This is a genomic window from Streptomyces sp. 150FB, assembly GCF_000818195.1.
Classification (GTDB): Bacteria; Actinomycetota; Actinomycetes; order Streptomycetales; family Streptomycetaceae; genus Streptomyces.
The window spans coordinates 7695233-7718459 of sequence record NZ_JTHL01000001.1; the positions used below are offsets into that span (position 1 = coordinate 7695233).

Annotated in this window: 20 protein-coding genes and 1 pseudogene; 7 read left to right on the forward strand and 14 right to left on the reverse strand. The window is 71.6% G+C overall.

What is annotated here, in order from left to right; translation table 11 throughout:
* From QR77_RS33020 to QR77_RS33030, 3 genes are all read right to left on the reverse strand, one after another.
* Positions 1-965: HRDC domain-containing protein (locus QR77_RS33020; protein ID WP_040025717.1), on the reverse strand; the 965-nt coding region annotated here is incomplete at its 3' end.
* Positions 966-1040: 75 nt separating this feature from the next.
* A complete protein-coding gene (locus QR77_RS33025; protein WP_040025718.1) occupies positions 1041-1700 on the reverse strand; it encodes a response regulator transcription factor in 660 nt (219 codons plus the stop codon).
* Positions 1701-1954: 254 nt separating this feature from the next.
* On the reverse strand, positions 1955-2638 hold the full coding sequence (locus QR77_RS33030) for a DUF3000 domain-containing protein (protein ID WP_040025719.1): 684 nt from the start codon (positions 2636-2638) through the stop codon (positions 1955-1957).
* A gap of 91 nt (positions 2639-2729) precedes the next feature.
* Here QR77_RS33030 and hemE point away from each other — a divergent pair.
* Positions 2730-3804 (forward strand): annotated as a pseudogene (hemE, locus tag QR77_RS33035) (uroporphyrinogen decarboxylase).
* A gap of 4 nt (positions 3805-3808) precedes the next feature.
* Here hemE and QR77_RS33040 read toward each other — a convergent pair.
* Positions 3809-5188, reverse strand: coding sequence for an FAD-dependent oxidoreductase (locus QR77_RS33040; RefSeq protein WP_040025720.1), 1380 nt, complete (start codon positions 5186-5188; stop codon positions 3809-3811).
* 64 nt (positions 5189-5252) lie between these two features.
* On the reverse strand, positions 5253-6263 hold the full coding sequence (locus QR77_RS33045; protein ID WP_236710912.1) for a DUF4349 domain-containing protein: 1011 nt from the start codon (positions 6261-6263) through the stop codon (positions 5253-5255).
* A 201-nt stretch (positions 6264-6464) separates the two neighbouring features.
* Here QR77_RS33045 and hemG point away from each other — a divergent pair, with 201 nt between their 5' ends.
* Together hemG and hemQ are read left to right on the forward strand one after the other, a co-directional pair.
* Positions 6465-8021: a protoporphyrinogen oxidase gene (gene hemG / locus QR77_RS33050; protein ID WP_078877443.1), complete on the forward strand. Its 1557-nt coding sequence runs from the start codon at positions 6465-6467 to the stop codon at positions 8019-8021.
* Between the two features lie 5 nt (positions 8022-8026).
* Complete coding sequence (gene hemQ, locus QR77_RS33055) at positions 8027-8755, forward strand: hydrogen peroxide-dependent heme synthase (RefSeq protein ID WP_040025721.1); 729 nt, start codon at positions 8027-8029, stop codon at positions 8753-8755.
* A gap of 82 nt (positions 8756-8837) precedes the next feature.
* On the opposite strand, the gene QR77_RS33060 is transcribed toward hemQ, so the two are convergent.
* The 5 genes from QR77_RS33060 to QR77_RS33080 form a co-directional block, all read right to left on the reverse strand.
* A complete protein-coding gene (locus tag QR77_RS33060) occupies positions 8838-10445 on the reverse strand; it encodes an alpha/beta hydrolase (RefSeq protein WP_040025722.1) in 1608 nt (535 codons plus the stop codon).
* Between the two features lie 212 nt (positions 10446-10657).
* Positions 10658-11707, reverse strand: coding sequence for a TIGR04222 domain-containing membrane protein (locus QR77_RS33065; RefSeq protein ID WP_040025723.1), 1050 nt, complete (start codon positions 11705-11707; stop codon positions 10658-10660).
* A gap of 6 nt (positions 11708-11713) precedes the next feature.
* A complete protein-coding gene (locus QR77_RS33070) occupies positions 11714-13066 on the reverse strand; it encodes a DUF692 domain-containing protein (RefSeq protein ID WP_040025724.1) in 1353 nt (450 codons plus the stop codon).
* 102 nt (positions 13067-13168) lie between these two features.
* The gene (locus tag QR77_RS33075; protein ID WP_052489233.1) at positions 13169-13789 is read right to left on the reverse strand and encodes a hypothetical protein; all 621 of its coding nucleotides are present in this window, start codon (positions 13787-13789) and stop codon (positions 13169-13171) included.
* Positions 13790-13802: 13 nt separating this feature from the next.
* Positions 13803-14528 carry an aminoacyl-tRNA hydrolase gene (locus QR77_RS33080; RefSeq protein ID WP_040025725.1) on the reverse strand — a complete coding sequence of 242 codons (726 nt, stop codon included), beginning with the start codon at positions 14526-14528 and terminating at the stop codon, positions 13803-13805.
* A gap of 71 nt (positions 14529-14599) precedes the next feature.
* Here QR77_RS33080 and QR77_RS33085 point away from each other — a divergent pair, with 71 nt between their 5' ends.
* Genes QR77_RS33085 through QR77_RS33100 form a run of 4 tightly spaced genes read left to right on the forward strand, consistent with a single transcriptional unit; the run spans position 14600 to position 17217 of the window.
* Positions 14600-15277, forward strand: a complete 678-nt coding sequence (locus QR77_RS33085) for an AIM24 family protein (protein ID WP_040029055.1) — start codon at positions 14600-14602, stop codon at positions 15275-15277.
* Between the two features lie 31 nt (positions 15278-15308).
* Complete coding sequence (locus QR77_RS33090; RefSeq protein WP_107069019.1) at positions 15309-16325, forward strand: ATP-binding cassette domain-containing protein; 1017 nt, start codon at positions 15309-15311, stop codon at positions 16323-16325.
* Complete coding sequence (locus tag QR77_RS33095) at positions 16322-16990, forward strand: hypothetical protein (RefSeq protein WP_040025726.1); 669 nt, start codon at positions 16322-16324, stop codon at positions 16988-16990. The genes QR77_RS33090 and QR77_RS33095 overlap by 4 nt, the downstream gene beginning before the upstream one ends.
* A 26-nt stretch (positions 16991-17016) precedes the next feature.
* Entirely contained in the window at positions 17017-17217 is a 201-nt protein-coding gene (locus QR77_RS33100) for a hypothetical protein (RefSeq protein WP_040025727.1), read from the forward strand.
* Positions 17218-17282: 65 nt separating this feature from the next.
* Here the strand turns inward: QR77_RS33100 and QR77_RS33105 are convergent, their stop codons facing one another.
* From QR77_RS33105 to metG, 4 genes are all read right to left on the reverse strand, one after another.
* Positions 17283-18077, reverse strand: coding sequence for a polysaccharide deacetylase family protein (locus QR77_RS33105; protein ID WP_040029057.1), 795 nt, complete (start codon positions 18075-18077; stop codon positions 17283-17285).
* 126 nt (positions 18078-18203) lie between these two features.
* On the reverse strand, positions 18204-20627 hold the full coding sequence (locus QR77_RS33110) for a GH92 family glycosyl hydrolase (RefSeq protein ID WP_052489234.1): 2424 nt from the start codon (positions 20625-20627) through the stop codon (positions 18204-18206).
* 171 nt (positions 20628-20798) lie between these two features.
* Complete coding sequence (locus QR77_RS33115; protein ID WP_040025728.1) at positions 20799-21305, reverse strand: NUDIX domain-containing protein; 507 nt, start codon at positions 21303-21305, stop codon at positions 20799-20801.
* 35 nt (positions 21306-21340) lie between these two features.
* Entirely contained in the window at positions 21341-23125 is a 1785-nt protein-coding gene (metG, locus tag QR77_RS33120) for a methionine--tRNA ligase (protein ID WP_052489235.1), read from the reverse strand.
* Between the last annotated feature and the right edge of the window lie 102 nt (positions 23126-23227).

Genomic DNA, 23227 nt, shown 5'->3' on the forward strand with positions numbered 1-23227 from the left:
TCCGGCAGCGCCCTGGCCCGGTCCACCGCCGCCTGCCACTGTTCGAGCTGGCGGCGCCCCATCCGGTGCCCGAAGCCCGGCAGCGCGGTGAGCGCGTGCACGTTCACCGGCAGGGCGAGCGACGCCTCGATGATCGCGGCGTCTCCGAGCACCTTGCCGGGGGAGACGTCGCGGCGCTGCGCGACCTTGTCGCGGGTGGTCCACAGCTCGCGTACGACCGCCATCTGGCGACGGCGGCGCACCTTGTGCATCCCCGACGTACGGCGCCACGGGTCCTTGCGCGGCGGGGCCGGCGGCGCCGAGGCGATGGCGTCGAACTCCTCCATGGCCCACTCCAGCTTGCCCTGGCGGTCCAGCTCCTTCTCCAGCGCGTCGCGCAGGTCCACGAGCAGCTCGACGTCGAGCGCGGCGTAGCGCAGCCAGGGCTCGGGGAGCGGGCGTGTCGACCAGTCGACCGCCGAGTGGCCCTTCTCCAGGGCGAAGCCGAGGACGTTCTCGACCATGGCTCCGAGACCGACCCGGGGGTAGCCGGCGAGGCGGCCCGCCAGTTCGGTGTCGAACAGGCGGGTGGGGATCATGCCTATTTCCCGCAGGCACGGCAGGTCCTGGGTCGCCGCGTGCAGAATCCACTCCGTGTCGACCAGGACGTCGCCGAGGGCGGAGAGGTCGGGGCAGCCGACGGGGTCGATCAGCGCGGTGCCCGCGCCTTGGCGGCGGAGCTGAACAAGGTAGGCCCGCTGGCCGTACCTGTAGCCGGAGGCGCGCTCGGCGTCGACCGCCAGCGGTCCCGTGCCCGCGGCGAAGGCCGCGATCACTTCGGCGAGCGCCTCATCGGTGGCGACCACCGGCGGAATGCCCTCGCGGGGCTCCAACAAAGGGATCGGCGCCGAATCGACGTCGTCCGGGGGAGCGCCCCCGGTGGTTCGCAGTGCTGGGTCTGCTGCGGTCTCTTGGGCGTCGGTCACCTGTCAAGGGTATCTGTGAACGGAAGCCGCCCGCCGACGGAACGTCCCGTCGGCGGGCGGTGGGCTGGATAAAGGTCAGTGGATGATGCCGGTCCGGAGGGCCACGGCGACCATCCCGGCCCGGTCACCCGTACCGAGCTTGCGCGCGATTCGGGCGAGGTGGCTCTTCACGGTCAGAGCCGACAGGCCCATCGAGACACCGATGGCCTTGTTGGACTGGCCTTCTGCGACCAGTCTGAGCACCTCGACCTCACGGCCGGAGAGCTCACGGTAGCCACCGGGATGGCTCGGGGCACCCGGTGGACGGCGGTGCATCCGCTGTCCGGCGCCGATGGGGGCGGCGCCGGGGCGGGTGGGGTGGCCGATGTTGTTGCGCGTGCCGGTCACGACGTAGCCCTTGACGCCGCCGGCGAGCGCGTTGCGCACAGCGCCGATGTCGTCGGCGGCGGAGAGCGCGAGGCCGTTGGGCCAGCCCGCCGCCCGGGTTTCGGACAGCAGGGTCAGCCCGGAACCGTCGGGCAGGTGGACGTCGGCAACGCAGATGTCGCGTGGGTTGCCGACGCGGGGACGCGCCTCCGCGATGGACGAAGCCTCAATGACGTCACGCACTCCAAGGGCCCACAGGTGGCGGGTGACGGTGGAGCGGACGCGTGGGTCGGCCACGACGACCATGGCCGTCGGCTTGTTCGGGCGGTAGGCGACCAGGCTTGCGGGCTGCTCGAGGAGAACGGACACCAGGCCTCCTGGGGGAAGGTGCGGTAGGCGCCGGCGCTGGGGGATGAAGCCGGGGCGAACCGTGCTTGAAGGGTCATTGACCTCTTCGGCACCAAACCCCTCGGCCTTTAGAGAATGATCACGATTTGGTGAGTAACAATTCGGGCAATTCGGATGAGTGATCGACTTTCCCACGGCTGGTCCCCCGGCGAACGCACGCGGGAGCGCACGACAGGGCGCGCCTGAGGCGCGCCCTGTCGGGGTGTGAGGGGCCGTCAGGAGACCTGTGGGCCTCTGCGCTGCGGCAGGGACACCACACCGGCCCCGGCGTCCCCGGAGCCCTGTACGGGGCCGGTGGTGGCCGGTGGCAGCCCCGCGATCTGACAGAGCAGATCGCACCAGGCCGCGAGGTGCGCCGCCGTGTCCGGTACGCCCCCCCTGTCCTCGCGCGGCGTCCAGGACGCCCGGATCTCGATCTGGGTCGCGGGAAGACGCTCGGAGAGCCCGCCGAAGTAGTGCGATCCCGCACGGGTGACCGTGCCGCTGGGCTCCCCGTACGCGAGCCCGCGCGCTTCGAGCGCCCCCGTCAGCCAGGACCAGCACACCTCGGGCAGCAGCGGGTCCGCGGCCATCTCCGGCTCCAGCTCCGCCCGTACGAGCGTCACCAGACGGAAGGTGCCCTGCCAGGAGTCGTGCCCCTCGGGGTCGTGCAGGAGGACGAGCCGGCCGTCGGCCAGGTCGTCCTCGCCCTCGACGACGGCGGCCTCCAGCGCGTACGCGTACGGCGCGAGCCGCTGTGGAGGCCGGGTCGACTCGATCTCGATCTCGGGACGCGGGCGCGCCGTTCGCAGTCCCTCGACCGCCAGTTGGAACGCGGACGGCACAGACCCGCCCTCCGCGCTGTCCGTCGTGTCGGCGCCGTTGGAATGATCGGAAAACTGTCCCTGAGCCGCAGCCATGCGGGGAAGAGTAGGCGGAACCACGCCCCGGTGCAGGGAGGGACACCCGCGCCGGGACAACCGCTTACCCGCACATGCGAAGATTCTGGGTGTGAGCGCCAATCACCGCCCCTCGGGCCAGCAGACGAAGACACGTGCCACGCACGACTCGGCTTTCATGAAGGCATGCCGGCGTGAGCCCGTGCCGCACACCCCGATCTGGTTCATGCGGCAGGCGGGGCGCTCGCTGCCCGAGTACCTGAAGCTGCGCGAGGGCGTGCCGATGCTTGAGGCGCTCGTGCGGCCCGACATGATCACCGAGATCACGCTCCAGCCCGTGCGGCGCCACAAGGTCGACGCCGCCGTCTACTTCAGTGACATCGTGGTTCCGCTCAAGGCCATCGGGCTCGACCTCGACATCAAGCCCGGCGTGGGCCCGGTCTTCGCCGACCCGATCCGTACCCGCGCCGACCTCGACCGGCTGCGCCTCCTGACGCCGGACGACGTCCCGTACGTCACCGAGTCGATCGGCATGCTGACCGCCGAGCTGGGCGAGACCCCGCTGATCGGTTTCGCCGGCGCGCCGTTCACCCTGGCCAGTTACCTCGTCGAGGGCGGGCCCTCGCGTACGTACGAGCGCACCAAGGCCATGATGTACGGCGACCCCGAGCTGTGGGCCGACCTGGTGGACCGGCTCGCCGAGATCGCCGGCGCCTTCCTCAAGGTCCAGATCGAGGGCGGGCGCGAGCGCCGTCCAGGTCTTCGACTCGTGGGCCGGCGCGCTCGCCCCCGACGACTATCGGCGGTACGTGATGCCCGCCTCGGCGAAGGTCTTCGACGCGGTCGCCCCCTACGACGTCCCGCGCATCCACTTCGGTGTCGGTACGGGCGAGCTGCTCGGCCCGATGAGCGAGGCGGGCGCGGACGTCGTCGGCGTCGACTGGCGCGTACCGCTCGACGAGGCCGCGCGGCGGATCGGCGCCGACAAGACGCTTCAGGGCAACCTGGACCCGACCGTGCTCTTCGCGCCGGCGAAGGTCGTGGAGGCCAAGGCGACCGAGGTGCTCGAAGCGGCGGCGGGCCTGCCGGGCCACATCTTCAACCTCGGCCACGGCGTGATGCCGAGCACCGACCCCGACAGCCTGACCCGCCTCGTGGACTTCGTCCACACCCGGAGCGCCCGCTGAGACCTCAGAGGCCGCCCGCCCGTACCGCGGACGTCGCCTTGCGCGCCGCCACCAGCACCGGGTCCCAGACCGGGGAGAACGGCGGCGCGTAACCGAGGTCCAGGGCCGTCATCCCCTCCACCGTCATGCCCGCGGTGAGCGCGACGGCCGCGATGTCCACGCGCTTCGCCGATCCCGCCTTGCCGACGATCTGCACGCCGAGCAGCTTTCCCGTACGCCGCTCGGCGAGCATCTTCACCGTCATCGGCTCGGCGCCCGGGTAGTAACCGGCCCGGTCGGTGGACTCGATGGTCGCCGTAACGAACTGCAGGCCGACCGCGTGGGCGTCCTTCTCGCGCAGGCCGGTGCGGGCGATCTCCAGCTCGCAGACCTTGCTGACGGCTGTGCCGACCACGCCGGGGAAGGTGGCGTACCCGCCGCCGATGTTCGCGCCGATGATCTGGCCGTGCTTGTTCGCGTGGGTACCCAGCGCGATGTGCCGCGTCCTGCCCGACACCAGGTCGAGGACCTCCACGCAGTCACCGCCGGCCCAGATGTCGTCGTGGCCGCGCACCCGCATGGCCAGATCGGTGAGCAGACCCCCGGCGGGACCGAGGGGGAGCCCGGCGGCCCCGGCCAGTTCCGTACGCGGCTCCACGCCGATGCCGAGCACCACGACATCCGCCGGGTACTCCGCGTCCCGCGTCGCCACGGCGCGCGCCCGGCCGTCCTCGCCGGTGAGGATCCCGGTCACCGCGGAGCCGCCGACCGTGGTGATGCCCATCCCGGTCATGGCTTTGTGCACCAGCGCGCCCATGTCCGGGTCGAGCGTCGCCATCGGCTGCGCGTCGCGGTGGACGACGGTCACCTCGTAACCGCGCTTGAGCAGCGCCTCGGCCATCTCCACCCCGATGTAGCCGGCGCCGATGACCACGGCGCGGTTGCCCTCCGTACGACTGAGCGTGTCGAGCAGCGCCCGACCGTCGCCGAGGGTCTGTACGCCGTGCACGCCCGGCGCGTCGATGCCGGGCAGCGGGGGCCGGATCGGGCGCGCCCCGGTGGCGACGACCAGCTTGTCGAAGCCTGTCCAGCTCTCCTCGCCGGAGTCGAGGTCGCGGGCGCGAACCCGCCGCCCCCCGGGGTCGATCTCGGTGACCTCCGTGCGCATCCGCAGGTCGATCGCGCGCTCCCGGTGCTCCTCGGGCGAACGGGCGATCAGCTCGTCGGGACCACCGACGTCACCGCCGACCCAGTACGGGATGCCGCACGCGGAGTACGACGTGAAGTCGCCGCGCTCGAACGCGACGATCTCCAGCTCGTCCGGGCCCTTCAACCTGCGGGCCTGCGACGCGGCGGACATTCCCGCCGCGTCGCCTCCGACGACCACCAAGCGCTCCGCTGCCATGTTGTGTTCCGTTCGCTCCGTGCGTTCCGTTTCCCGGGACGGAACGCTACGCGGAGCGGGCGGGTCACTCCTGGTCGGGAGCCTCGTCCCGCGCGGCGCCCGGCGCCTGCGGCTCGCGTACGGGTGCGGGTGCAGGTGCGGCTACGGACACGGGTGCGGGCGCCGCGCCCGTGCCCGGCCCCGTGAGGGCCGCCGGCCTCCGCGCGTACAGGATCCGCCGTCCCACCCGCCACAGCACGTACAGCACCGCGAGAGCGACCAGGAAGGGTGCCATCGCGCCCAGCACCACCGCGATCCACCGCAGGGTGGCCGTGAACGCGTTCCAGCCGCCCTTGAGCGCGTCCACGACCCCCGGGTCGTCGTCGGTGTCCGCCGCCTGCTTCTTCGCTGCGGGCTCGGAGAGCTGGAGGGTGATGGTCGCCAGCGTGGTGCGGTTCTTCAGCGACGCCTGCTCGGCGAGCAGCGAGTCCAGCGCCGCCTGACGGGTGCTCAACTCGCTCTCCAGCGAGACCACGTCGCTCAGGCTGTCCGCCTTGTCCATCAGCGCCCGTACGCGGTTCACGCTGGCCCGCTGCGAGGCGACCCTGCTGTCCGTGTCGACCACCTGGCTGGTGACGTCCTCGGCGTCGGCCTTGCGCTCCAGCAGCGTGCCGGTGCCCGCCAGTTCCGCCAGTACGGCGTCGTAGTCGTCCTGCGGGACACGCAGCACGATGTGCGAGGTCACCTGGCTGTCGGAGAGCCGCTGGGTCGACTCGTTCTCGACGAACCCGCCCACCCGCTCCGTCGCCTCACGGGCCGTCGTGAGCGCCTTCTGCGTGTCCTTGACGCGCACGGTGAGCGTGGCCGTACGGATCACATGGAGCCCGGCCTGCGGCTGCCCCGGCTTCTGCGCCGCCTGCCCCTTGCCGGCCGAACTCGCGTCACCGGACCCCACCCCGCTGCTGTCCTGAGCGCCCTTGGCGGGCCCCGCCGCGCTGTCCTGCCTGGCGCTCGCCGAGCTCTTGTCGCCGCTGCCCGCACCGCATCCGGCGAGAGCGAGTGAAACGGTCAGTAGTGCTGCCGCGAATGCTGGCATCGCTCGCATGTCGGCCCCCCTGGGCGGTTGTTGGTGATGCCGGTTCGACGTACGGGGCACGGGGGCGGGTTGCCCTCACCGGGTTCCGAAGCGGTCACGGTAGGGACTCGGTACGGGACGGCACGGCGAGCGGCGCGGGGAGCGGTCCGGTGAGTGGGACGGGGCCGGAGGCGGGGATGACCGGTTTGAGAGAGTAGGGGCATGAGGTCGAGCACGCGGCACGCGCACACAGAGCACACCGGCACCGAGCACACGGACACCGGACACGCGGACACCCGTCCGGCACATGTCGTGGTCGTCGGGGGCGGCATCGCCGGTCTCGCCGCCGCGCACCGGCTGCTCGCCGAAGGGGTCGCCGTGACGCTCGTCGAGGCGACCGCCCGGCTCGGCGGCAAGCTCCGCAGCGGCGAGATCGAGGGCGCGCGCGTCGACCTCGGCGCCGAGTCGATGCTCGCGCGCCGCCCCGAGGGCGTCGACCTGGCGAAGGCCGTCGGCCTCGGCGAGCTGCTCCAGGCGCCCACCGCCACCTCGGCCTCGCTCTGGACGCGCGGCGAACTCCGGCCGATGCCCAAGGGGCATGTGATGGGCGTCCCCGGCGACGCCTCGGCGCTCGCCGGGGTGATCTCGGCCGAGGGCCTGGCGCGTATCGCACGCGAGCCGGAACTCCCGCGCACCGAGGTCGGCGACGATGTCGCCGTCGGCGCGTACGTGGCCGAGCGGCTCGGGCGTGAGGTCGTCGACCGGCTGGTGGAGCCGCTGCTCGGCGGGGTCTACGCGGGCGACGCGTACACCATCTCCATGAGGGCCGCCGTACCGCAGCTCTTCGAGGCCGTCAGGACCCATGACTCGCTGCTGGCGGGGGTCAGGGACATCCAGACCAAGGCCGCCGCCCAGCAGAAGCGGCAGATCGCGGCGCAGCGGGCGGCGGGACGGCTCCAGCAGACCGGCGGCCCCGTCTTCGCCGGCATCGAGGGCGGCCTCGGCAGGCTGCCGGGCGCCGTCGGCGACGCCGTACGCGCGGCGGGCGGCGAGATTCTCCTGGAGACGCCCGTCCTCGGCATCGGCCGCACCGGGGACGGCTGGCGCGTCCGTACCGACAAGCGGACCATCGACGCCGACGCGATCGTCCTCGCGACGCCCGCCTGGTCCGCGTCGTCGCTGCTCGCCGACCTCTCGCCGGCCGCCTCCGCCGAACTGGCCGCTGTCGAGTACGCGTCGATGGCGCTGGTGACGATGGCCTTCCGGCGTACCGACCTCGAAGCGATGCCGCCGGAGGCGACCAGCGCGATGGCGGGGAGCAGCGGCTTCCTCGTGCCGCCCGTCGACGGCCGCACCATCAAGGCGTCCACCTTCTCGACCCGCAAGTGGGGCTGGGTCGCGGACTCCGCCCCCGACCTGTTCGTCCTGCGCACCTCCATCGGACGGTACGGCGAGGAGGAGCACCTGAGCCGCGAGGACGCCGACCTCGTCGACGTCTCGCTGGAGGACCTCGCCGAGGCGATCGGCATCACGGCGAAGCCCGTCGCCTCCGAGGTGACCCGCTGGACCGGCGGTCTGCCGCAGTACCCGGTCGGCCACCAGGCGCGCGTCGCCCGTGTCCGTACGGCTGTCGCCGCGCTGCCCGGCCTGCGGGTCTGCGGCGCCGCGTACGACGGGGTCGGCATCCCGGCGTGCGTCGCGAGCGCCCGGCGGGCCGTGGACGAGATTCTCGCCACGCCGACCCTGGCGCCGGGCACCCGGCGGGGCGCGGGAGAATAGCCGTTATGACTGCTCCTCCAGAGAATGCCCCAGAGAAGGCCCCGAACGCGGGCAAGAAGGCGAAGGACCTCAACGAGGTCATCCGTTACACCCTGTGGTCCGTCTTCAAGCTGCGCGACGTGCTGCCCGAGGACCGCGGCGGGTACGCCGACGAGGTCCAGGAGCTGTTCGACCAGCTCGCCGAGAAGGACATCACCGTGCGCGGCACGTACGACGTGTCGGGGCTGCGCGCCGACGCCGACGTCATGATCTGGTGGCACGCCGAGACCTCGGACGAGCTTCAGGACGCGTACAACCGCTTCCGCCGTACGCGGCTCGGGCGGGCACTGGAGCCGGTCTGGTCGAACATGGCGCTGCACCGCCCCGCCGAGTTCAACAAGTCGCACGTACCGGCCTTCCTGGCCGACGAGACGCCGCGTGACTACGTCAGCGTCTACCCCTTCGTGCGCTCGTACGACTGGTACCTGCTGCCGGACGAGGACCGCCGCAGGATGCTCGCCGAGCACGGCAAGATGGCGCGCGGCTACCCGGACGTACGCGCCAACACCGTGGCGTCGTTCTCGCTCGGCGACTACGAGTGGATCCTGGCGTTCGAGGCCGACGAGCTGTACCGCATCCTCGACCTGATGCGTCATCTGCGCGGCTCGGAGACCCGGATGTACGTCCGCGAAGAGGTCCCGTTCTACACGGGCCGCCGCAAGTCGGTCGCCGATCTGGTGGCCTCACTCGCGTAAGACCTGGTGGCGGGGGCCGTTCAGGACCCCGCCACCCCGCCCGGAAGATCAGGCGACCGGTCCGGTCGGCTCCGACGTCCGATCAGACGATCGGGGGCAGTCGAGGGCCGGCGGACCGCTCGTCCAGCGACACCGGGTTCGGCTCCGCGTGCGGCGCGCACTCAGCGCGCCGCACCGGCGTCCTGCCGGTCAGCAGATAGTCGTCGAGGTACGTGTTGACGCAGGCGTTGCTGCCGCCCGCGATCCCGTGCGTGCCCGCGTCCCGCTCGGTGATCAGGACCGATCCCGCGAGCCTGCGCTGCAACTCCAGGGCCCCTTCGTACGGCGTGGCGGCGTCCCGCTCGGCCGCCAGGATCAGCGTCGGGGGCAACTCACCGGGGTAGGTGCCCGGGTCGGCCGGCTGCTGCTGGGGCGCCGGCCAGAAGGCGCACGGCAGATTCATCCAGACGTTGTCCCACGTCTCGAACGGCGCCTGCTCGGCCAGTTCCGTGTTGTCGCGGTCCCACACCCGCCAGTCCGTCGGCCACGGCGCGTCGTTGCACTCGACAGCGGTGTAGACGGCGTTGCCGTTCTCGGCCTCGCCGGCCCCCTCTGAGCGGGGCGCGGCCTGCGCGATCAGCGGCTTGGGGTCGCCCTTGAGGAAGGCGGAGAGGGCCGAGGCGCGCATCGCCCAGTAGTCGTCGTAGTAACCGGCACCGAGCATCGCCGCCTGGAGCTGCCCGGGGCCGACCTTGCCGCCGGCGGGCTCGCGCGTGATGGCGGCGCGTACCTTCTCGTAACTCTCGTCCACCGCCTCGGCGGTGGCACCGAGGTGATACGTCTTGTCGTGCTTGGCCACCCACGTACGGAAGTCGGCCCAGCGCCGCTCGAAGGCGGCCGACTGGTCGAGGTTGCTGCGGTACCAGATCTGCTCCGGGTCCGGGTTCACGGCCGAGTCGAAGACCATGCGGCGCACATGCGCAGGGAAGAGCGACGCGTACAGCGCGCCGAAGTAGGTGCCGTACGAGGACCCCACGAAGGTCAGCTTCTTCTCGCCGAGCGCCGCGCGCAGCACATCGAGGTCGCGGGCGTTGTTGAGCGAGGTGTAGTGGCGCAGCGCGGGCCCGGCGTTCTCGGCGCAGCCCTGCGCGTACGCCTTGGCCTCGGCGATCCGCTCGCCCTTGTACGCGGGGGAGGGGTGCCTCGGCGAGCGGGTGGGCGCCTTGACGTACTCCGCCGGGTTCTCGCAGGAGAGCGGGGCTGAACGGCCCACTCCGCGTGGGGCGTAGCCGACCAGGTCGTACGCGACGGCGATCTTCTTCCACTCGGGCGACTTGGCGGCCATGGGGAAGTACATGCCGGAGGCACCGGGCCCGCCGGGGTTGAACACCAGGGCGCCCTGGCGCTGTTCGGCCTTGCCGCTCGCGAGGACATGGCTGACGGTCAGGCTGATCGTGCGGCCGCCCGGGTCGGCGTAGTCCAGCGGGACCTTGACGGTGCCGCAGGTGACGGAGGCGGGCAGCATCTCCACCTTGGGGCAGGCCTTGAAGGTGATCTTGGCGGATGCGGCCCGCGAGGCGGCGAGGCCGACACCTTGACGCTCGCGCGCGGCGAGGGAGGGCGCCGCGCCGTCCGCGGGGGTGGCGACGAGGGCCGACAGGACCAGGGAGCCGAGGGTCGTCAGAGCCCCGTATTTCGCTGCTGCTCTCATCGCGTTCCCTTCGTGCGTGCGGAAGCGGATCTACCGCGCGGAAGGGAGCCTCGGCCGGGGGTGGTGGCTTGTACAGGACTGGCGGGCGGTGTCGGACTCAATGACTCCGATGCGCCGGGAGGCCACTCAGGAGGGCCTCCCGGCGTGCGGAACAGCCGGGGGTGTGCAGCGCGCGGACGCGTATGCGGGTACGCGGTGCCCGGGCGGCGGACTCAGTTGCCGCCGCCGCAACTGCTGCCGCCCCCACCGCAACTGCTGCCGCTGGAACCCCCGCAGCTACTGCCGCTGGAACCGCCGCAGCTACTGCCGCTCGACCCGCCGCAGCTACTCCCCGACGAGCCGCCGCAGCTACTGCCTCCGCCGCAGCCACTGCTTGCACCGGCGCCGCACCCGGAACCCGATCCGGGGTCCGAGCTCGCGCACCACACCGCCGGACCCGAGGTCGCCGCGGTGGACGCCGCCGTGCCGGCCGACACCGTACGGGCGGCGTAGCGACGGTTCGCCCGCACCGGCTGCCCGGCCATCTGCAACTGCCGCCGCAGCACGGGGTCGGGCAGCGCCCGGGGGCCGTGGGCCGCCACCAGATGGGCGGTCGACACGGCGGACCGCGCCTCCCGGAACTGTCGCAGCGCCCGCTGCCCGGCTCCGGTGACCCGCTTCTTGACCAGGGAGGCCGAACAGACCAGCCCGATGACGAGACCCACGACCGCCACCGGCATCACCATGAGACCGACCCAGGCCCCGGCGGCGGGATCGGACCCGGAGAAGTTCGCCGCCAGCGTCAGGCCGAACGAGACGGGCAGCGCGACGAGACAGCCCAGCGCGTGGAACAGCGCCCACTTGCGCCAGGGGCGGGTCTGCTCCGGCCGCAGCAGCAGCCCACGGGCGGCCAGCGTGTCGCCGATCGCCTGCACCGGGAGGCTCCGCATCACGGCGAGCCGCAGCGCGCGCAGGGCGCCGGTGGGCGCCGCCGCGTGCTCCCGTAGCACCGAAGCCTCCACCGGGTGCCGGGAGACGGCCTGCTGGACGAGGACGATGCCGGGGCCGCCGATCGTCAGCCGGCCGTCCGCCCGCATCTCGGCGAGCGCCGCGTCGGCGACCCTGCCGGGTCCGCCGCCGAGGAAGGCGGCCTCCATCACATCCGTGAGGGCGGCAGGACCGGACCCTCCGTCACTCCGGCGACCGAGCCGGACCATCCCGACGAGCAGGGTCACCGAGGACGCGGCGACCGCGAGACCGATGAGGACGAGAATGACCACCATGGCCGGTCACCTCCCCACGAGCGCGAGACGGGCGGCCCGTACCAGCCGCGTGGCCCGGCGCGGCGGGCGGGACCCGGCACGCTCCTCCCACCAGAGCGTCAGCCGCCGCCGGGCCGCGCCTTCTTCGGGCCGCCCCTCGACCAGCAGGCTCTCGGCGAAGTCGAGCGCGTCACGGCGGTATCCGGCCCGCATGGGCCGCTGCCCGGCGTACGCCAGGAAGGCGGCGCGGTAGCCGTCGCCGAGGATCTCCGGCAGCTCGGGAGCGACCTTGGCGACCACATCGGCGCGCTTGGCGGCGAGGGCGCGGCTCTGGACGCCGAGGCGCTCGGAGTCGAACCCTTCGGGGACGGGCGCGCCGGCGACGAGGGAGGAGAGGAGGGCGGTCTGTTGGCGCGCGAGGCGCTCGCGGGCGCCGTCGGTGCCGCTGCCGGCGCCGGTGTGGGCGGAGGGGGCGGCGGCGGTATCGGCGGAGGCGTGGTTCCGGGGACGCCGCGGTTCCGGGTGCCCCTCCTGGGGCCCGGGGCCCCCGAGGGTCTCCCGGATCATGGTGAGTTCGGCGGCCAGTTCCGACGGCGCGGGGAAGTTCTCGTCCCGCTCCAGCAGTACACCCGGCGGGGCCACCCGCGAGCGCAGCTCCGCCAGTACGTCGAGCACGGGGCGGGTGACCGGATGGGCGTGGGTGTCGTGCCAGACGCCGTCACGCTCGATGCCGCCGGCCACGTGGACGTAGGCGATGGCCTCCACGGGCAGTTCGTCCAGCGCCTTCGCCGGGTCCTCGCCACGGTTGACGTGGTTGGTGTGCAGGTTGGCCACGTCGATGAGCAGCCGCACGCCGGTGCGCTCGACCAGCTCGGCCAGGAACTGCCCCTCGCTCAGCTCCTCGTCGGGCCAGCAGACCAGCGCGGCGATGTTCTCCACGGCGAGCGGTACGGGCAGCGAGTCCTGCACGATCCGTACGTTCTCGCACAGCACACGCAGCGCGTCCCAGGTCCGTGGGACCGGCAGCAGATGTCCGGCCTCCAGCGCGGGCCCGGAACCGGCCGCGCCCCCCGCCCGTACGAACGCGATGTGCTCGGTGACCAGGGGCGAACCGAGCGCCTCGGCACAGGCGGCGAGATCCGCCAGCCGCCGCGCGTCGGGGCGGGTGGCGTCGCCGAGACCGAGCGAGACACCGTGCGGGACGACGGTGACCCCGCGCTCACGGAGCCGTACCAGTGAATCGGGCAGATGCGCCGGGCACAGGTTCTCGGCGACGGCCTCGACCCAGTCGACGCCGACGAGTCCCTCGACGGCGTCGGCGATCTCCGGACGCCAGCCGATCCCTGTGCCCAGCCTTGGCCGCAGTGTGTGGTGATTCATGGCTTCCCCTGTCGATCCTGAGGGTTGACCGTGTGGCGCGTCCTCAGCGGTCGAAGAGGTGATGACCCAGGAGAGGGACGGTGAACCCGCGAGAGGAGACGTTCAGAGGTTGATTTGAGGTTCCCTGTCTGCGTTGCGGGGGATATCGGGGTCCTGAGGGGTGTCGAGGGGTGTCAGGCCGTTTCCGGCAGGCGGATCGCTTCGATGTCCGCGTCGTGCGGAAGGGCTTCGATCAGTGACGTGGGTCCCGCGATCTTGGTGCCCCACAGGGTCGTAGTGTGGCCAGCTTCCGTTCCTCTTCGCCGACGGGAAGCAGTGCAGACAGGGCAGTTGGCCGTCGGGCACGGTCGGGTCGCCCGTTCGCGCCGCCAACTCGGCCCAGCACAGCCGCCGCCAGCCGCCCCCGGGGTGTTCGGCACGGCCGCGACCGCCCCCGGTGACGGTCCCCACGGTGTTCAGGTCCATGGCTCCTACGAGGCGGGGCTCACGTGTCCCGTCCGCGACGGTCCCGTCCGCCACCAGGGCCCGGTGGCGATCGTCGTACGAGACGCCGCTCAGCCCCTGCTCGTGTTCGTACATGGCGTTGAGTACCCGGACGGCGTCGGGCATCGGGGGCGGCATGAACCCGGTGACTCCGTCGCCGGCCACCTCGTACAGCCAGTCGGTCTCGTACGACCCGACAAGCGGCCACCGCGCGCCCAGCAGGGGGGAGGTCTCCGGCATACGGCGCGAGGCCCTACCGCCGCAGTGCCGGATGGTCCGCGACCACCGTGGGTGAGCCCGGGGCGATCTCCGTGAAGCCCGCGTCGAGGACCAAGGGGAGGCCGCTTGCGGCGAGTTCGCGCCAACGTGCGGCGTCCGGGGTGCGTACGGACAGCGCGAAGCCCGACTCACGCCACGCCTTGCGCTCGGTCTCCGACAGTTCCCACCAGGCCAGTTGGGCGCCGTGGCCGGCCTGCGCGCAGGCCTTGCCCGCCGACATCTCAAGGCCCGGGTTGAGCCACAGCACCGCGCCCGACCCGTCGGCGGACGGCAGGGGGCCGGGCTCGTCCAGGTCGGTGCCGGAGACCTGGAGCTTGGCCAGTTCCTTGGGCCAGCCGTCCAGCGGGATCGGCGGGAACACCCGTACCTCCGCCGTCGAAGCGGTCTCCGTGGCCGGGAACGTACCGGTGACCGTCAGGCCGGGGAGCGCGGAGGCGTGGCGCCACTCCGCGCCGCGCGCCCGGCGTACGACCTTGCGGATCCGGGCGTCCTGCCAGTCCCGTACGGCCTCGGCCCACTCGCCCTCGCCCAGCGAGCGTTCGTCGGAGAGCATGGCGAGCACGGCGCGCGCCGCCGTCTCCATGGCGTCGGTACGGGCCGGAGGCGCGGTTTTCTCGATCCTGACCACCAGCGGCAGGACGAACTGCGGTGCCGCGTCACGGTCGGAAACCTCGGACTTGAAAGGGCTGTCGGTGCTCACCTCACCAGTCTGCCAGCCCTCCTACCGGCCCGTGTTGGCGGAATGACCCCGTCCGGTGGACGATGCACGGCATGAAAAGCGATCTCTTTGCCACCGAGAACATGGCGCAGCAGGCGACCGCCCCCGGGATGACCCTGCAGAACGCCAAATCCGTGAAGTACGCCGTCAACGGTGAGATGTATGCCCGACAGGGGGCGATGATCGCTTTCCGCGGGAATCTGCAGTTCGAGCGCAAGGGCCAGGGCATCGGCGGCATGCTCAAGCGGGCCGTCACGGGCGAGGGGCTGCCGCTGATGGCCGTACGCGGCCAGGGGGAGGCGTGGTTCGCGCACGAGGCGGAGAACTGTTTCATCATCGACATCGAGCCGAACGACGCGCTCACCATCAACGGCCGCAACGTCCTGTGCTTCGACCCGACCCTGTCCTACGAGATAAAGACGGTGAAGGGCGCCGGCATGACCGGTGGCGGTCTCTTCAACAGCCTCTTCACCGGGTACGGCAAGCTCGCCGTCATCTGTGACGGCAACCCCATCGTGATCCCGGTGTCGGCGCAGGCGCCTGTCTATGTCGACACGGACGCCGTCGTCGGCTGGAGCGCCCACCTCGGCACCTCCCTGCACCGCTCGCAGTCCGTCGGCTCGATGCTCAGGGGCGGCTCCGGCGAGGCCGTGCAGTTGATGCTCCAGGGCGAGGGATTTGTGATCATCAGGCCCAGCGAAGTGACCCCGCCGAAGGCGACGGCTCACTGAGCGCGCGCGAAGAATCGCGAAGAATCCAGCGATGAGTTTCCTGAACCTCCGGGGAGTGGGACGGCGCTACGGCCTCACGGGGGCATGGGTGTTGCGCGGGGTGGATCTCGATCTGCCCGCGCGGGGCGTCGTCCGTGTCCAGGGCAGCAACGGCAGCGGCAAGTCGACCCTGCTGCGGCTGGTCGCCGGCATCGACAGGCCAACGACAGGGCGCGTCACGGGGCGGCCCAGGACGGCGTACGTTCCCGAGCGCTTCCCGGTCTCGCTGCCCTTCAGCGCGACCGGCTATCTGGTGCACCTCGGGCGGATCCACGGGCTCGGCCGGGCGGTCGCCGAGGCGCGCGCGGCCGAGTGGTTGGAGCGGTTCGGGGCGGCCGGGCACGCCCGTACCGCCATGTCCGAGCTGTCCAAGGGCACCAGCCAGAAGGTCGCCGTCGCGCAGGCGCTGCTCGCCGAGCCCGAACTGCTGGTCCTCGACGAGGCCTGGACCGGGCTCGACACCGGGGCACGCGCGGAACTCGACCGCGCGGTCGCCGAGCGGGTCGCCGCAGGGGGCACGGTCGTCTTCGTCGACCACGACCCGGCGCGCCTCGCCGGGGTCGCCGACGAGGTGTACGCCGTGGTGGACCGCGCCCTGGTGCGGCGCACGGCGGAGACCGCCGCGTCCGGGGAGGGCGACGGCGCGCGGATGCCCCGCGTACGGATCGTGGTCGTCGGGCCGCCGGGCGCCGCGCTGCCCGGCGGGCTGCCAGGGGCGCCCGTGTACGAGCCGCGTCAGGACGGTTCGGCACTGCTCACCGCGCCCGCCGTGCACTCCGACGCACTGCTGCGGGCCCTGCTCTCGGCGCGCCCGCCGTGGCACATACGCGAGGTGCACCCCGCCCATGTGCCTGCCGGGCCTGCCGGGCCAGCCGGGCCTGCCTCGCTCGCCGACAGCACGGACACGAGCGCCGCGACCACGACAACCACCAACCCCGACACGTCCATCACCACGACCACCAACACGTCCGGCACGGACACCGTGAACACGAGGCCGCTCTCCCCATGACCGCACTGCTGCGCTACCAGATCGCCCTGCTGCTGCGCTCGCAGCGCTGGCTGCCCCCTGTCGTGCTGTTCGGGATCTTCCTCGGGGTCGGGGTGCGGTCCGGGCAGCCGATCCTGGACTCGCTGGGCTACCAGGCAGCCGCGCTGCTGCCGGTGACCGCCTGGCTGGTCCGGATCGCTGTCACCCAGGAGCCCGAAGCGGCGCGCGACGTCACCGCCGCCGCCTCCGGCACGCACCGCGTGCACATCGCGGCACTGCTGGCGGCGGCGGTCTGCGCGGGTGTGCTCGGGACTGTCGCCACGGTGGTCGTGACGCTGATCAGCGAGCCGATGAACGTGGACCACACGGTCGAGGTCTCCCTACCGGCCGCGGGGGCTGCGGGGCTGCTCGCCGCCGCTGTCTGTCTGCTGCTGGGCGCGGCCGCGGGCGCGCTGTGCAACCGGCCGCTGGTGCGCGGCCGTGGCCTGTCGATGGGCGCCACCGCGCTGGTGGCGCTGCTGGCGCTGGTGGCCACCGGTTCCCCGGCGAAGTACGCGGTCTCCGGCCTGGTGAAGGGCTCGATCACGGGCGCAGTCCCGCTGCCGGTGCTGCCGCTGGCCGCCGCCGCCCTGGTGGCGGTCGCCGCCGCCGCGGTGGCGACCGTTCTCGGCGCGCTTCGGGGTTGAGTGCCCGGCTGCGTACCCTTGGGGGTATGGCAGAAGAGACCACAGCGGTGAAAGAGACCGCGGCGAAGAAGCCCGCCGGCCAGGCCGACCGGCCCGCCGGCGAGGTCGCGTACGCGGAGTGCGTCCTGTGCCGGCGGCCGACCGAGTACCCGGAGACCGTGAAGGGGGCGACGCTCTGCCCTGTCTGCGAATGGCAGGAAGCACAGCGGAACGCCTGCTCGGGCTGACGGCGTGACCTGAGGGGGAGCGGGCGCCCGGGCTCCGCTCGGCCGCGCCCCGGTCCGCCCGTGCCTCAGCGCGTCATCAGATCCGAGACCTTGACCAGCCGGTAACCGCGCCTGCGCAGCTCCGGCACGATCTTCCGGACCGCGTCCTCCGTCACCGGCGCCGAGCTGCGCGTGCAGTGCAGCAGGACCAGCGAGCCCGGTTTCACCTCGCTCAGCACCTGCTCGGAGACCGCGTCCGGGTCCGTCGCGAAGGCGTCGCCGCTGACGACGTCCCACTGGACCGCCGTCACCTTGGCCGGTACGAGCGCCCTGAGCGTCGTGTCGTCGTAGCAGCCGCCGGGGAAGCGGAAGTACGGCACCACATGGTTGACCCCGACCGCGCGGAAGGCCGCGAACGCCCGCTCCACGTCCGTCGTCATCCGCTTCGCGCTGATCTTCGGCAGCCCGTAGCAGTCGGGCGTGAAGGAGTAGTGGCTGTACGAGTGGTTGGCGACCTCGAAGAGCGGGTCGTCGCCGATCGACCTGGCCTGGGCCGGATACTCCTCGGCCCACCGCCCCGTCATGAAGACCGTCGCGGGCACTTCGAGCCTGCGGAGCAGCGCGATCAGCGTCGGGTTGTCGAAGCGTTCGCCTCCGGCGGCCCTGGCCCCCTGATCGGCCGTCATATCGGCGTCGAAGGTGAGCGCCACGCTCCTGCCGGCCGCCGGGGCGCCGTGCTTGAAGACCGGTGTGAGCCCGCCGGGCCCCGGGGCCATGGTGGGCGCTCCCTTCACCGTGGCCTGGCGGGCCAGGCCGGGGGAGGGCGGGGCGGAGAGCGAGGCCGCCACGCCACCGCAGCCGGTGAGGGTGATCCCCAGCACGGCGACGGTGGCCGCGGTGGTGGCAGCGGTGGTGAGTGAACGTACGAATCTAGTCACTCAGGGAAAATAAAGGATCAATCGGACAAAATGCTTGTACGGCGTCCATTCAATCTGAATTGTTGTCGCTCAGCCGTGGTGACCGTGCCCGCCGTGTCCGCCGTGCCCCTGCCGTGAACGGGCCGGAGCGACCGGCGGGACCGAGGCCGGCGGCGCGTCGGCGGGGTCGCTGCCCCAGCTCTTGTTCGGGTTCGGGCCCATCACCAGCGTCAGCTTCCCGCCGGCGATGATCTCCTGGTGCGTGATCCAGGCGCGCCGCAGCGTCTTGCCGTTGAGCTTCGCCGACTGCACGTAGATGTTCGTGTCGGAGTTGCCGAGCGCCTCCACCGTGAAGCGCGTACCCCTGCTGGTGGAGTACGTGACCTCGGGGAACAGCGGGCTGCCCAGCGCGTACACCGTGCTCGCCGGGGACACCGGGTAGAAGCCGGAGGCGGCCATCACGTACCACGCGGACATCTGGCCGCAGTCGTCGTTGCCCGCGAGCCCGGCGGGGCCGGTGCTGTACGCGTTCTCGCAGATGTACCGCGACCACTTCTGCGTCAGCCAGGGAGCGCCGGTGTGGACGAACATGAAGGCCATCTGGTGGACCGGCTCGTTGGAGTGGTTGTACTTCTCGTTCCACTTCATCATGTCGGCGGGCGGGGTCTGTTCGAAGATGTCGTTCAGCCGGGTGTTGAAGTTGTCCCGGCCGCCGAGGAGTTCGACCAGCCCTTCGACGTCGTGCGGCACGAACCAGCCCTGCTGCTCCGGGTTGGACTCGACGCAGCCGTCCTGGTCGCCCATCCAGCTTCCGTCGGCGTTGCGGCCGCGGAACCAGCCGACGTCCTTGTTGAAGATGTTGCGGTAGTTCTGCGATGTCTTGTCCAGCGCCGTGGAGTCAGCGCCGTGGCCGGCGGCCTCGGCGAAGCGGGCGAGGGCGAAGTCCGAGTAGCTGTTCTCCAGCGTCTTGGACAGGCTGGTGTCGACGCAGTAGCCGAGCTTCGTCCAGTTCTGGAAGTCGTTACGGTTGGAGCGCTCGGCGGGGCCCATCGCCACGTCGCGGCAGTAGCCGTAGGCCTTCTCCACGTCGAAGCCCCTGATGCCCTTGAGGTAGGCCTCGGAGATGACGTTGACGGCCGGGTCGCCGACCATGGTGTCCGTGTCGGTGCCGAGCAGCTCCCACCGGGCGAGACCCTTGACCGCGCCCGAATCCGTCAGCGCCACAAGGGTGTTGATCTGGTCGGAGATGACCTGCTCGTCGACGATCGACAGCAGCGGGAACTGCGCGCGGAAGACGTCCCAGCCGCTGAAGACCGTGCGCTGGGTGAAGCCGTCGTGCCGGATCGGACCGTTGCCGAAGCGCGAGGCGCCGTCGGCGTCGCTGGAGATCCGCGGGTCGATCATCGTGTGGTAGAGCGCCGAGTAGAAGATCTCGCGCTGCTTGTCCGTGCCGCCGGTCGCCTCGACCTTCGCGGCCACGGCCGACCAGGCGCCCCGCGCCTTCGTCTCGACGGCGCCGAAGTCCCAGCCGCTGATGGAGTCGGCGAGGTTGCCGCGGGCGCCCTCCACGCTCGTGAAGGAGATGCCCGCCTTCGTCAGCACCTGCTGCCCCGCCTGTACGGGGAACTCCACGAAGAAACCGGCGCTGTCGCTCGCGCTGTTCTGCTCGGTCAGGGTCGTGGAGACCTTGTCGCCGTCCCAGGTGCCCAGGGTCTTGATCGGCTGCTGGAACTTCATCGAGAAGTAGACGGTGTACGTGGGGCCGTTGCCGCAGATCCAGCCGCCGCCCGAGCGGTCGGCGCTCATCGAGCCCTCGACGGTGGTGCTGTCCACGAGCTTCAGCTTCTGCGTCACCGTGTGCGAGCCGTCGAAGCCGATACGGCGGGCGAGGTCCACCTTGAGCCGGCCGGTGCCCGCCTCGTGGAACGTGAAGCGCAGCATGCCCGCGCGCTCGGCGGCGGTGAGTTCGGCCTTCACCTTGTAGCGGTCCAGCTCGACGCTGTAGTAGCCGGCCTCGGCGACCTCGCTGCTCTTGTCGAACGGGCTCTTGGCGGAGTCCCTGTCCGTGACCAGGGCGCCGGTCTCCGGCATCACCTGGAGGTTGCCCAGGTCGCCGTAACAGCCGATGCCGCCGAGGTGGAGGAAGCTGAAGCCCTCGATCGTCGTCATGTCGGCGGAGTAACCACTGCCGTTGTCGCCGCCGCTGACGGTGTCGGGGCTGAGCTGCACGAGCCCGAACGGGATCACGGCGCCGGGGAACGTCTTGCCGCACGCGGTGTCGGGCGAGGTGGTCAGCGCCCCGGTCAGCGGATTCATGAAGTCGACGGCCGTGGCGCGCCGTACGGTGCTCGCGGCCTGCGCCACCGTGCCGGCCGCCGGGCCGGTGAGCACGCCGGCGTCCCGGGTCGCGGCGACGGCGCTGCCGCCCGTACCGAGCGCGACGAGCGCCGCTGCCGCTCCGCCGCCGGCGATGAGGAATCCGCGCCTGCTCAGCGGATCGCTTTGCTCACTCATGGAACTGCCTCCTGAACGGCGCGGAAAGCACCGACCGCTGACAACGTTGTCTCATGTCGCAGTCGAACTTGATTGATGCACGGGGTGATGTCAAGGTCCCCGGCGCACCTTTGCGCGGGCACCGTCCGGGCCGTGCCGCTGGAGGCCGCCCCCCCCGCCGGGCCCGGACGGTCAGTGGTGCCAGGGGAGTTGTACGGGTGTCGCGGGGACCCGGCCCGCCACCAACTCGGCGGTGAGGGCGGCCAGGCCGTACGGGTAGATGGTCTCGGTGCTCGCCTCGATCTCGGCCGGGGTCCACCAGCGGTGCCCTCCGTGGTGGCGCAGTTCGTGCTTCTGCAGGCCGCTGAGGTCGATCTCGTGCGCGTCGACGCGGTGGTGGAAGAAGTTGTCCTGGAAGAGCCCCTTGGCCCAGCCGAGATCGGCGTACCCGGAGGCGACCCCGATCTGCGGCCCGAGGTCGCCGGGCGCCACCGCAAGACCGACTTCCTCGCCCAACTCCCGTGCCGCCGCCTGCGCGAGGCTCTCGCCCTTCTCCACGCCGCCGCCGGGAGTGAACCAGATGTGGGTGCTTGCCGGGCCGTCAGGATCGTTGAGGTACTTCAGCAGCAGGACCCGGTCGGTCGCGTCGATGAGCAGGACACGGGAGGACCGGCGCCGGTAGGTCTTGTGATCGGACATCCGATCAGGCTATCGGCGCCGGGGAAGGCCGGCTGTTACGAGGCGCCGGGGCCGGATTCCGCATCGGCGCCCGGGGCCGTACCGGGGTCCGCGCCGGCGTCCGCTTCACGGCCGCCGAAGCGTTCGCGGTACGCCTCCAGATCCTCTTCCGTGATCTTCGTGAACAGCACCGGCGGCACCGTGAAGGGCATCCCCGCGGCGAGAGCGTCCAGCGACCTCGCCTCCTCGGCGCCGACCCACACCGCCGCGTCACCGGCCGGCGCGAACGCCGCCCGCATCGCCCGCGCCGCCGTCGGGATGAACGGGTCGGACACGACCGCGTACAGCAGGATCAGGTTCATCGCCGTACGCAGCGTCAGCGCCGCCGCCTCCGGGTCCGTCCTGATCTCCAGCCAGGGGGCCTTGGTCTCCAGATACGCGTTGCCCGCGCTCCACAGCGCGCGCAGCGCCTGCGCGGCCCTGCGGAACTGGAGCGCCTCCATCTGCGCCTCGTACGCGGCGAGCAGCCGCCCGATCTCCTCACCCAGCTCGCGTTCCGGCTCGCCGGGCGCGCCGCCGGCCGGGATCTCGTCGCCGAACCGCTTGCGGGAGAAGGACAGGACGCGGTTGACGAAGTTGCCGAGGGTGTCCGCCAGGTCCTTGTTCACCGAGGAGGCGAACAGCTCCCAGGTGAACGACGTGTCGTCGGACTCAGGGGCGTTGGCCATCAGGAAGTAGCGCCAGTAGTCGGCGGGCAGCACGTCGAGCGCCGCGTCGGCGAAGACGCCGCGCCGCTGCGAGGTGGAGAACTTCCCGCCGTAGTACGTCAGCCAGTTGAAGGCCTTGACGAAGTCGACCTTCTTCCACGGCTCACGCGTGCCCAGTTCGGTGGCCGGGAACATCACGGTGTGGAAAGGGACGTTGTCCTTGGCCATGAACTGCGTGTAGGTGACGTCGTCGGCCTCGTACCACCAGGACTTCCAGTCCCGGTCCTCCGAACCGGCGCTGTCCGCCCACTCCTTGGTCGAGGCGATGTACTCGATCGGCGCGTCGAACCATACGTAGAACACCTTGCCCTCGGCCGCCAGCTCCGGCCAGGTGTCGCCGGGGACCGGCACACCCCAGTCCAGGTCCCGGGTGATCGCACGGTCGTCCAGGCCCTCCGTCAGCCACTTGCGTGCGATGGAGGAGGCGAGGACCGGCCACCGCTCGGTGCTGCCGTTGCCCGCCAGCCAGGCGGCGACCTCGGACTGGAGCTTGGACTGGAGGAGGAAGAGGTGCTTCGTCTCGCGGACCTCCAGCTCGGTGCTGCCGCTGATCGCCGAGCGCGCGTCGATCAGATCCGTCGGGTCGAGGACCCGGGTGCAGTTCTCGCACTGGTCGCCGCGCGCCTTGTCGTAACCGCAGTACGGGCAGGTGCCGATGATGTAGCGGTCGGGCAGGAAGCGCCCGTCGGCCACCGAGTAGACCTGGCGGACCGTGCGCTGCTCGATGAAGCCCTGCTCCTGGAGCCTGCGCGCGAAGTGCTGGGTGATCTCCGCGTTCTGCTGGGACGAGCTGCGGCCGAAGTGGTCGAAGGCGAGGCCGAAGCCGTCGTAGACCTCCTTCTGGGCGCTGTGCTGCCGCGCGCAGAACTCGGCGACGGGCAGTCCCGCCTCCTGGGCGGCCAGCTCCGCCGGTGTGCCGTGCTCGTCGGTCGCGCAGATGTAGAGGACGTCGTGACCACGCAGCCGGAGGTACCTGGCGTAGACATCGGCCGGGAGCATCGACCCGACCATGTTGCCCAGGTGCTTGATCCCGTTGATGTAGGGAAGCGCGCTGGTGACCAGGTGTCGAGCCATCCTCGGATGCTCCGTTCGGTACGTAGGGCGTCGCGTGCCGTGTCCCGGCGGGACCGGACATTGCGGGCGTACTCCAGCGTATCGAACCGGGGTCCGGCCGCC

Coding starts and splice junctions, on each gene's coding strand:
- QR77_RS33030 (WP_040025719.1), bottom strand. CDS start 2,638: ATGGCTGCGGCTCAGGGACAGTTTTCCGATCATTCCAACGGCGCCGAC.
- QR77_RS33040 (WP_040025720.1), bottom strand. CDS start 5,188: ATGGCAGCGGAGCGCTTGGTGGTCGTCGGAGGCGACGCGGCGGGAATG.
- QR77_RS33045 (WP_236710912.1), bottom strand. CDS start 6,263: ATGCCAGCATTCGCGGCAGCACTACTGACCGTTTCACTCGCTCTCGCC.
- hemG (WP_078877443.1), top strand. CDS start 6,465: ATGAGGTCGAGCACGCGGCACGCGCACACAGAGCACACCGGCACCGAG.
- hemQ (WP_040025721.1), top strand. CDS start 8,027: ATGACTGCTCCTCCAGAGAATGCCCCAGAGAAGGCCCCGAACGCGGGC.
- QR77_RS33060 (WP_040025722.1), bottom strand. CDS start 10,445: ATGAGAGCAGCAGCGAAATACGGGGCTCTGACGACCCTCGGCTCCCTG.
- QR77_RS33065 (WP_040025723.1), bottom strand. CDS start 11,707: ATGGTGGTCATTCTCGTCCTCATCGGTCTCGCGGTCGCCGCGTCCTCG.
- QR77_RS33070 (WP_040025724.1), bottom strand. CDS start 13,066: ATGAATCACCACACACTGCGGCCAAGGCTGGGCACAGGGATCGGCTGG.
- QR77_RS33075 (WP_052489233.1), bottom strand. CDS start 13,789: ATGCCGGAGACCTCCCCCCTGCTGGGCGCGCGGTGGCCGCTTGTCGGG.
- QR77_RS33085 (WP_040029055.1), top strand. CDS start 14,600: ATGAAAAGCGATCTCTTTGCCACCGAGAACATGGCGCAGCAGGCGACC.
- QR77_RS33090 (WP_107069019.1), top strand. CDS start 15,309: ATGAGTTTCCTGAACCTCCGGGGAGTGGGACGGCGCTACGGCCTCACG.
- QR77_RS33095 (WP_040025726.1), top strand. CDS start 16,322: ATGACCGCACTGCTGCGCTACCAGATCGCCCTGCTGCTGCGCTCGCAG.
- QR77_RS33100 (WP_040025727.1), top strand. CDS start 17,017: ATGGCAGAAGAGACCACAGCGGTGAAAGAGACCGCGGCGAAGAAGCCC.
- QR77_RS33110 (WP_052489234.1), bottom strand. CDS start 20,627: ATGAGTGAGCAAAGCGATCCGCTGAGCAGGCGCGGATTCCTCATCGCC.
- QR77_RS33115 (WP_040025728.1), bottom strand. CDS start 21,305: ATGTCCGATCACAAGACCTACCGGCGCCGGTCCTCCCGTGTCCTGCTC.
- metG (WP_052489235.1), bottom strand. CDS start 23,125: ATGGCTCGACACCTGGTCACCAGCGCGCTTCCCTACATCAACGGGATC.